Here is a 9,522-nt window from a genome sequence, read left to right as displayed (position 1 = left end):
CATGTGTTAAGCCTGCCGCTAGCGTTCATCCTGAGCCAGGATCAAACTCTTCATCGTTATTTTTTAATAATATTTGATGAATCTTAAAAATCTCATGTTACCTAAAACATGTAATTTACTCTCTAATTTTACGCTGTCAATTTTTCTATATCTTCAATGAACTTCAGTCACTTACGCAACTCTTTCAGTACCAGTTAGCTAATTCGCTAACGGGTGGCAAATGTAAGAATTTTATTCCGTTCTAAACAAATAAAAATTAAAAAATTTTAATCTTTTTTTATCCTAAAAACCAATGCTTTTAACATCTAATAAAACACCTAATCTGTATCTGAACTTTGCTACTAAACTAGTTGCCTAGTCGTTGTTGCGGGTGCAAAGATACACAACTATTACTTATCTACAACTATCTTTTTTAACCTTTTTTTGAATTATTTCTTAACCTCATAATTATCAATCTTTTAATCATTCATAAAATCAGAAAAAACTCATGAGAAATGCATAAATTATCGTTTTAGACATCTATTATACCCCTCCTTAATATATTCTATCTAAAAATCTCCCGATTTAATGATACATATTGCAGTCTCCAACTTCATCAGAACTAAAACTCAAACATTTCTAAATTTATCTATAAAATATAGGTAGACGATAATTTTGAAATCAAAAACATTACGAACTCAAAAACAATACATCTTACTACATATATTAATAAGGTAGAAAGTTTTTAAATACATCAACAGATAGATAAGAGGATTTTTAATACTCCTTTTTAAATTGAAGCGGAGATTTTCTAACAGCCTTAGTAAAGAAACGTGAAAAATAAGCCGCATCATTAAAACCTAAATCATACGCAATTTCTTTTACTGGCAAATTGGAGTAAATCAATTGACGTTTTGCTTCTAATAAGATTCTATTCTTAATAAAGTCACTAGGTGATTCCGCTCCTACTCTCTGAAAATTTTTAGCCAACGACTTCGGAGACAATCCTAATCGAGAAGCATAATCAGCAACCGAATGTATCATTTTAAAATTCTGCTCTACCAACACACTAAAATCCTTAAACAATCTTGTCTCAATATCTGTTTTTATTTCTGATTGCTCTTTTTGTATCCGCACAGAAAGAATGATAAATTGTTTTAAATAGGTTTGCAACATATCATACTGAGCAACTTCATTTTTCTGAAACTCCTCTATCAAACTCTCCAAAATAAAAATTAGTTTTCGAGTATCACTTTCACAAGGCTGTACAAAAGGAGTTTCATACACATTATTAAACAAAACTCCATTACAAGCTACCGCTTTGTCATGGGTTTGAATACAGTAAAAATCTTTTACAAAACTTATTTTATAAGCTTGCTTTACACTTTCGGAGGAAATTGAAAAAACCTGTCCTGGCGACAGAAAAAACAGTACATTATCTTGAAAATCGTATTTTTTAAAATCTATATGATAAGAACCTTGCCCTTCCTTAATCCAATATATACTATATGTGTCAACTTCTTCCGGTTGATTGAAGATACAAGCATTCTCAAAACTGACTGTTTGTACAGAAAAAATGTCTTTGTATTGATATGATTTAAGATTCTGAATAGCCATCTATTTTTTTATTGTATTACTCGATTGGTCGTTAAAGATGCAACCTATTGACAATTTATTTTATTTCTAATGAAACAAATCATCAACATGAATAACAACAGGAAAACTGCTTAAAGGTTGAGTGATTCAAATAAAAATATCGTAATTTTCCATCGTTGATTTGAATCTAAAAACACGATGAATTACCTATTTAAAATATTGATATTGGCACTATTATTTCAATCGTGTCAGGAAGAAAAACAAATAAGCTCTACCAATCCAACCAATTGGAATAAGCGAATTGTAAATCATCCTTTAGCAGATACGCTAACCACAGGTATAAGTTATCTTTCTGTTTATCCTCAAATCTATAGCCAAACAGAACATAGAACTCACAGTTTGACGGTAACCGTAAGCATGCGAAACACCAACAGAAAAGATACTCTATTTATAGAAAAAGCAGAGTTTTTTAACACCCACGGAAAACTAATTAGAACTTACTTTAAAGAACATATTTTTATTGCCCCTATGGAAACGGTAGAAATAGTAATTGACGAAGTTGATAAAGATGGCGGAACTGGTGCCAACTTTCTTTTTGATTGGAAAATAAAACCCAATGCAAACGAACCTTTATTTGAAGGTGTGATGATTTCAACTTCTGGGCAACAAGGACTATCTTTCACTACCCAGGGTAAAAGGATAGAATAACTCAAACAGGAAAGCTATCAGAATTATTTGACAACTTAATTCTTAAATCAATATCTTAAAAATTAGATATTGGCGATATAGTTGCTTAAATCATCATCTCTTTGCAATTCCATTTTCTTTCTTATTCTATGCCTAGAAATATGGACACTGTTTACAGAAATATTTAACAAACTAGCCATTTCTTTACTATCAAACTTTAATTTAATTAACGCGCAATGCTTTTGTTCTGTTGGAGTTAATAATGGATATTTCTCACTCAATCGTTCATAAAAACCTGCATTTACTTCTGTAAAACGCAAATTAAAACGCTCCCACAAATCACTACTCCCATTCATCATTTCTCTATGTAACTTTCTATAACTATCTGGCATTTTCTTTTTTAAAATCTCTAGTAATCTATTTATATTTTTATCCTTTTCTATTAACTGTAAGGTAGAAACCGTTAATTCCTTACTCTTAGTTTCTAATATTACATCTAGCTTTTCTTTTTCGTGCTTAATTTTTATAGCTTTGTGTTCTTGCTCCTCCTTAACTCTTCTAACCTTAGCTTTGTGATAAAAAAGAAACAATACCGCTAGAAAAGCAAAAAACACAATAGCTATGACAAATAGTAATTGAGAGAAAATTCTTTTTTTCTTTTCAATAACATGTTCTTGTTGACTTATATATGCCTCTTTTTTAATGAGCCTTTCTTTGTATTTATTTTTTATTTCAAAAAGCTGAGTATTATTTTTACTACGCATACTAAACAAGCTATCTGCTATTTGAGTAGATTGTTTTAGACAGGCATAAGCTTTTTTCAATTCATTTTTTTGCCTGTATAGGTATCCTATTTTTCTCAATACATCTGTTTGTAAATCTGTATGAGATTTGTAAACTGTAATTCTATTTAAGCTTTTATTGTAATAATAAATTGCTTTTTCTAATTGTTTCTTCTCAACATATAAATCTCCTAAAGATGAATATACAATTACCAAATAATGCTTGCTTTCTTTTTCTAAAAGTTGTTTTGCTGCTAACAAACAAACCTCAGCTTCTTTCAATCTATTTTGATGTGTATAAACAATCCCCTTTTCTGCCAACACATATGGGTTTTTGTTCTTATTTCCATAAAAACAAGAATCTAAATACATCAAACTCTGTTTATACTCCTTTGCTTTTCTATACTGAACAGCTAAAGAATAATATGCCTTACCTAAAAACTGACTATTCTCTTTATTGGACACTAAGCTTTTTTTAACATACTGCAACGCTATTTTTTTGTATTCGATTGCTTTTTTACTCTTTCCATAAATCCCATACAACACACCTAATTCATTATAAATAACTGCTAATTTTTCTATATTATCAACAGCAGAAGCCAACAGCATAGCCTCCCATAAATCTTCATAAGCCATTGCATACAATCCATTATTCTTATTTTCATCAGCTGTTTTTAAATAAAAATCAACCAACTGCAAAGTATCTCTAACCCTTATATTTTCATTTTTTGCATACAAATTAATACTTCCAACCATATCCGAACCTAAAACCAAATACCCGATAGCTCCCATCATTTTTAAGGAACATAAAACTGTTATTGATAAAAAAACAAATCTCTTTTTCATGCTAACAATGTAGCTATTTTAAGAAACAGACAGGGCTACAGTAAAGTAATTACCAATCACATTTGATGAATTGTAAAGTTATTGTAAAGTCTCAAAAACAAGATTATTATTACTCATAGCTTAGCTTTGGCTAGCTAACTAAATACATTATCGTTTTTAATCACAAAACTTATTTACACGTTTTTAAATACTGTAATTACAATCCTTATTATATATAACTATGAAGAAAATTATTCTTTTACCATTTGCAATCATCCTATTATTTATTTCTTGTACTAATGATGAATCTGATGACATATTCATTCCCCCTACAGAACCCATTACAGAAGACAACATTCCTAATGAGTGTCATATTATTGAAAAAGATGGCTTGTTAATTATAGAAGCAGAAAACTTTAACCTAAAAGGTAATTGGAGAACTATAGAAGATGACAAAGCCTCTGGAGGAAAATATATTGAATATTACGGAGCCAACAGTTACAATACTCCTAATCTAGCACATGAAATCTCTGTCAGTTTTAAAATAGACAAGGCATCAAATTACTTAGTAAGATGGTATATGAGACAACCTGACGAATCTGAAGGTGACTTAGCTAATGATGTTTGGATTTATTTTCCAGAAAATCTAGGTCAAGCCTACATAAACAACAGTCCTTACATATTAGAACATTACGAAAAATTTGTAAGTAGAGGACAAGGGGAGTTTACCTACGGAGGAGCACTAGACATACACGAACCTAAATCAAGTTCTTGGATGCGTGTCAATTTCCCTGCTGCAGGAGAATACACTCTTAAAATCTGTGCAAGATCTCAATTTTTTCAACTAGACAAAATGGTATTTTCTATAGGTATGACAGATGTTGAAGCTCAAGAAGCATCTAAAAATCTTACCGAAACAACAACATGCGACTAAAAACCAAAACCAATGAAAAATAACCACCACATATTTTCTATCCTTCTATTTATCAGTTTACTCGTTCCTCAATATGTTTCATCTCAATTTATAGAGTACAATCAATATAGAATTGCTTGCAGTGCCGATGGAAATGCACAACCAGATTTAGAATACACGGGTAAATACAACTACGCAGACCCTGACGACTGGGGTGCCACTCCTGCTGCATTAGCCATGTTGGCAAAAAAGAAATTACAGCACAAATTGGTACATTTCTCTTACAACAACTTTATGCCTTCTCCACCCCACACAACTGTAAGAAACTACATGAAAGAAGGAGTTGAAGGCTCTATTGCTAGATGGAATTTTGACAAGAATGTATTTTTTGATGTAGGGCTCCACCAACAAAAAGCACTTAAACACCTAGCTAAAGAATTGGAAAAATCTAACAAAGAAAATCCTTTATTCTTTGTCAACATGGGACCTTCTGAGTTTTTGTATCAAGCTATTGAAATGGTGATAAATAACGGAAAAGAAAAATCGCTGTCACATGTTTATATTTTATCACATAGCAATTACAACGATCATCATTTAAGAAGACCCAATCATCACACCATAGATCAGGTAATAGAATTAAGTGGTCATCGATTAAATTTTAAAAGAATTAAAGATCAAAATAAAAAAGAAATTCCTAACCAAGGCTGGAGTTCAAATCACAATTGGCGTCCATGGGACTGGCTAAAAAATCATCCAAACCCAGATATTGCATGGATATGGAAATGCATGCGTAAACACAAAGAAGATAGAGCAGATATTTCTGATGCCGGAATGATTTACTATTTACTGACCAATGATGAAGATGGAAATCCATCTAAGTTTCAAAAAATTTTAGGTGATGAAATTTAAAAACAACTCAGATTTTTAATAAATCTGAGTTGTTTCCTTTAAACGAATCTCTTCGTTTGAATTGATACACATCATTAACCTTAATTAGCAAAACCCTTCAAAAGCATTTTTAAAGATAAATAGACATATGATGCATTAAACAAGGTTATTGTTCTACTATTAACAGAATATTTCAATTAATTTTACATTTGATTATCAAAGCAGCAAATCACCACTACTATTTAACTCCATCTTGCAATGAGAAAAAAACTACACTTAATCCTTATTTTTTTTACAATTAGCACCATTTCTTTTGCAAAAGATATTTATGTTTCTACTACTGGAGACGATAACAACAATGGCTCTATAACAAATCCATATAAAACATTTAGCAAAGCTGTATCTGTAATGTCTGCTGGAGACGTTTGCATTATTAGAGAAGGGATTTATGAGCAAGAATTAATTGTTGATAAAAACGGAAACACCAACAACTTTCTAACTTTTAAAGCTGCCGAAGGAGAACAGGTAGAAATTAAAGCCACTACCAAAATTAATGGCTGGCAGTTATACAGTGGTAACACTTACAAAACTACGGTAAACATGTCTATATCTAGTAGATTTCGTGCAGTGTACCACAACCAAGAATACATGGATTTAGCTCGCTGGCCAAACAATACAGACAATAACCGATGGACAATTGACTGTACTCCTGTTACCAACGGAAATGGCTCCTATTTTACCGCTAACAACATTCCTAACATAGATTGGGCTGGTGGTTTGGTCTATTATTTAGGAGCACATTCTGGAGCAAGCTGGACAAGGACAATCACTGCTAGCTCTACTACAAGAATTGATTTTACAGAAGTTGACATTAACAAATGGCCATTTAACACACACAATCCTACTACCTGGAGAAACTATCCAGGAAACGAAAGAGGACAAATGTATTTATTTAATAAACTAGAAGCTTTAGACCATGCTAGAGAATGGTATTATGACAATGCATCTAACACCCTCTATCTCCAAACTGCTGATGGAAACAAACCAGCAAATGACAGTGTGGAATACGCAACTAGAATTTATAACGTTCAACTTAACGGAGATTATATCAAGCTTGAAGGAATTCATTTTTATGGCGGAAGCATTAAAATTCATAACAATGCAGATAATAATCAAATACTAAATTGCTCTATCATACACGGAAGTGAAGGACACGATGACTTAACCAACACATCAGCACAGGTTGGAGAAGCAGCAATAGAAGTATTAGGAGACAATACGTTGATAAAAGGATGCATCATCAATCATAGTTCCGTTAACGGAATTGTAATATCTGGTTGGGCAGCCACTAACTGTACCGTAGAACAAAATACGATTAGCAATATTGATTATGTAGGAATACACGCATCTCCAATAAGAACTAGCGGTAATCAAATGAAAGTGCTTAAAAACACAATATACAATGCTGGTAGAGACGGAATGTATGTGGCAGGATCTAATTCTGAAGTTGCTTACAATGATGTTTCTGCTAGTCAAAAAATTAACAGTGACTCTGGAGTCTTTTACACCGTAGGAAATGACAATTTAAAAAATAATGAAATACACCACAACTGGTTTCACGATGCCACTGCTCCAAGCTACTCACACAACCCAACAGATTTTGGAAAAGCAGCAGGAATTTATTTAGACAATAATAGTAAAGGATATACGGTTCATCACAATGTAATATGGAACGTTTCATGGAGTGGCTATCAAGTAAACTGGAACAATACAGATTTAGACTTTTACCACAACACCATTTGGAATAGTGGAATTGCTATGGACTCTTGGGTAAATGGATACAACCAAGAAAACAATAAAATCTACAATAATTTTGCAAGCTCAGGAGAATGGTTTACAGAAACCGCTACAGATTTTGACATTCAAAACAATTTAATTACCGCTACATCTCCATTTGAAGATGCAGATACTCATAATTTTATGCCTAAAGCAGGAAGTTCCGTTTTAGAACAAGGACAAGTTATTTCTGGATTTACAAAACCCTACAAAGGAGCAGCTCCTGATATTGGTGCCTATGAACGTGGCGGAACCCAATGGACTGCAGGTATTAACGCTATTGAAGATACGGGAGAAGGTATGCTTATTACCATTACAGATATTCAATTTACCATAAAAACAACTTCTGAAACTTGTCCTAACGAAAACAATGGTAAAGCGACTATTGTTGCAGATTTATCTGGTAATTACACTGCTAATTTTAATGGTAACAACATCAACTTTACCAAAGAACTGACCCTTGAAGACATAACCCCCAAAAGTTATGATTTATGTATTTCTTTACAAAACGAAACAAAAAGTCAGTGCTCTAAGATAATCATAACTGAAAGCAATAACATTAATGCAATTACTACTATAACAAAAGATTTTTACAATGTAGAAATTACCAATGGTACTCCTCCTTTTACAGTTTTCGTAAATGATCACCCTATTCTTGAAACGTACTCAACTCACTTACAAATCCCCATACTTCAAGATGACATTATCAAAGTAAACTCTAAGAACAATTGCGAAGGAGCCATGATTGAGTCAATCGATTTTTATAAAAATCTGACAGCAAAACCCAACCCAACAACAAGTAGTTTTTCCATAACACTACCTGTAGACAACAGTGAAATTCCAATTGAAATATTCAACACGCAATCTCAATTAATTTCTTCTAAAGTTCACACAATAGAAAATGGTATTGTAACGCTGAATTTAGACAATGAAAAAGCAGGCATGTATTTTGTGAAAATCATCAGCAAAGAACCAAAAGTAATCAAAGTACTAAAGAGATAAAACAATCAGAGTCTTTACACTATCTTAAAAAAAGGTTTCACAACCAAACAAAAACAAATTCACAATATTGCTCCTTGTAAATAAAATTATATTTATAAGGAGTAACAACTACCAGACCTCATACCTAATTCCTTCTGTATTCATATAAGTATTCAACTCTTTGTTTAAATTAATTTCATTACCAAAATAATCCGTTACTTTTACGCCAACTACTTCTGCAATGCAAGAACTAGCTGCAAAATCCCATGCACATCCTCCACCTACTTTATCTCTGTGAGGTTTTATGTAGACTGCTGGTGCATTTTCTATAACACACATTGCATTTATCACTGCTCCTTGATGAGAGACTACTTCCAACTTTCCACCATATTTTGCTTCTGAAATTTTTTCTAACGATTGAACCAAATAAGGATAAGCTCCAGAAGAGTTAAAACTCAAGTCACCATAAAAAGTCAATGGTTTGTTTTTATTGTAAGCTATTTTAAATTCTTCTCCATTTTTATAGGCTTTGTCTCCAACAACAGCATCGTACAAATTATCATGATACGGATCATAAGCTACACCAACCTCAGCTTTCCCTGCTTTTGAAACCAAACCTATTGCCACAGAAAAACCATTGGTCTTTTTAGTAAAAGGCAGCGTACCATCTATAGGGTCTACCGTCCAAAAATAATCTTTTATCAATCGGCTACCATCGTCAGGTGTTTCTTCTCCCAACCAACCTAAATCATATTTCTTTATACTTGGCAACAAAGCAGTAGTGATCATTTTTTGAGCATTGATATCTACCTCCGTAACAATATCCGAAGCCATACTATTGGTTCCTTTACTCCCAATTTCATAATCTTCGTTAAACTTGCTCATAACATATTTACCCGCTTCCAAAGCAGCTTTTTTTGCCGTTTCTCTTAATTCTTGTAATTGAGTAATTGATAATTCCATACCTGTTTTTTATTATTTATAAATGTCGATATTCTTATTGGATTCTAAAAATCTTTGTAGAGAATATAATGC

At 32.3% G+C, this 9,522-nt stretch carries 7 protein-coding genes; 4 read left to right on the top strand and 3 right to left on the bottom strand.

Features of this window, described 5'->3' with window-relative positions:
- Nucleotides 1-756: 756 nt before the first annotated feature.
- Entirely contained in the window at nucleotides 757-1,596 is an 840-nt protein-coding gene (locus tag Q4548_RS03400) for a helix-turn-helix domain-containing protein (RefSeq protein WP_303451531.1), read from the bottom strand.
- A 204-nt stretch (nucleotides 1,597-1,800) separates the two neighbouring features.
- Between Q4548_RS03400 and Q4548_RS03395 the strand changes: the two genes are divergently transcribed.
- Nucleotides 1,801-2,283, top strand: coding sequence for a DUF3124 domain-containing protein (locus Q4548_RS03395; protein WP_336622727.1), 483 nt, complete (start codon nucleotides 1,801-1,803; stop codon nucleotides 2,281-2,283).
- Between the two features lie 62 nt (nucleotides 2,284-2,345).
- Here the strand turns inward: Q4548_RS03395 and Q4548_RS03390 are convergent, their stop codons facing one another.
- The gene (locus Q4548_RS03390; RefSeq protein WP_303451527.1) at nucleotides 2,346-3,839 is read right to left on the bottom strand and encodes a tetratricopeptide repeat protein; all 1,494 of its coding nucleotides are present in this window, start codon (nucleotides 3,837-3,839) and stop codon (nucleotides 2,346-2,348) included.
- 271 nt (nucleotides 3,840-4,110) lie between these two features.
- On the opposite strand from Q4548_RS03390, the gene Q4548_RS03385 reads away from it, so the two are divergent.
- The 3 genes from Q4548_RS03385 to Q4548_RS03375 all read left to right on the top strand — a co-directional run bounded on the left by Q4548_RS03385 (nucleotide 4,111) and on the right by Q4548_RS03375 (nucleotide 8,508).
- On the top strand, nucleotides 4,111-4,803 hold the full coding sequence (locus Q4548_RS03385) for a hypothetical protein (protein ID WP_303451525.1): 693 nt from the start codon (nucleotides 4,111-4,113) through the stop codon (nucleotides 4,801-4,803).
- Between the two features lie 12 nt (nucleotides 4,804-4,815).
- The gene (locus Q4548_RS03380) at nucleotides 4,816-5,691 is read left to right on the top strand and encodes a hypothetical protein (protein ID WP_303451523.1); all 876 of its coding nucleotides are present in this window, start codon (nucleotides 4,816-4,818) and stop codon (nucleotides 5,689-5,691) included.
- 237 nt (nucleotides 5,692-5,928) lie between these two features.
- The gene (locus Q4548_RS03375; protein ID WP_303451521.1) at nucleotides 5,929-8,508 is read left to right on the top strand and encodes a right-handed parallel beta-helix repeat-containing protein; all 2,580 of its coding nucleotides are present in this window, start codon (nucleotides 5,929-5,931) and stop codon (nucleotides 8,506-8,508) included.
- A gap of 108 nt (nucleotides 8,509-8,616) precedes the next feature.
- Here Q4548_RS03375 and Q4548_RS03370 read toward each other — a convergent pair whose 3' ends face one another.
- Complete coding sequence (locus Q4548_RS03370) at nucleotides 8,617-9,450, bottom strand: 3'(2'),5'-bisphosphate nucleotidase CysQ (protein ID WP_303451518.1); 834 nt, start codon at nucleotides 9,448-9,450, stop codon at nucleotides 8,617-8,619.
- Nucleotides 9,451-9,522 lie beyond the last annotated feature (72 nt).

Source organism: Wenyingzhuangia sp. 2_MG-2023 (assembly GCF_030548295.1).
Taxonomy (GTDB): Bacteria; Bacteroidota; Bacteroidia; order Flavobacteriales; family Flavobacteriaceae; genus Wenyingzhuangia.
Note: the sequence above shows the minus strand (reverse complement) of the source record. Positions and strands in the feature narration are given on the sequence as shown.

Bases quoted from the DNA above. Each gene is read 5' to 3' on its own strand.
- Q4548_RS03400 (WP_303451531.1), bottom strand. From the start codon at position 1,596: ATGGCTATTCAGAATCTTAAATCATATCAATACAAAGACATTTTTTCT.
- Q4548_RS03390 (WP_303451527.1), bottom strand. From the start codon at position 3,839: ATGATGGGAGCTATCGGGTATTTGGTTTTAGGTTCGGATATGGTTGGA.
- Q4548_RS03385 (WP_303451525.1), top strand. From the start codon at position 4,111: ATGAAGAAAATTATTCTTTTACCATTTGCAATCATCCTATTATTTATT.
- Q4548_RS03380 (WP_303451523.1), top strand. From the start codon at position 4,816: ATGAAAAATAACCACCACATATTTTCTATCCTTCTATTTATCAGTTTA.
- Q4548_RS03375 (WP_303451521.1), top strand. From the start codon at position 5,929: ATGAGAAAAAAACTACACTTAATCCTTATTTTTTTTACAATTAGCACC.
- Q4548_RS03370 (WP_303451518.1), bottom strand. From the start codon at position 9,450: ATGGAATTATCAATTACTCAATTACAAGAATTAAGAGAAACGGCAAAA.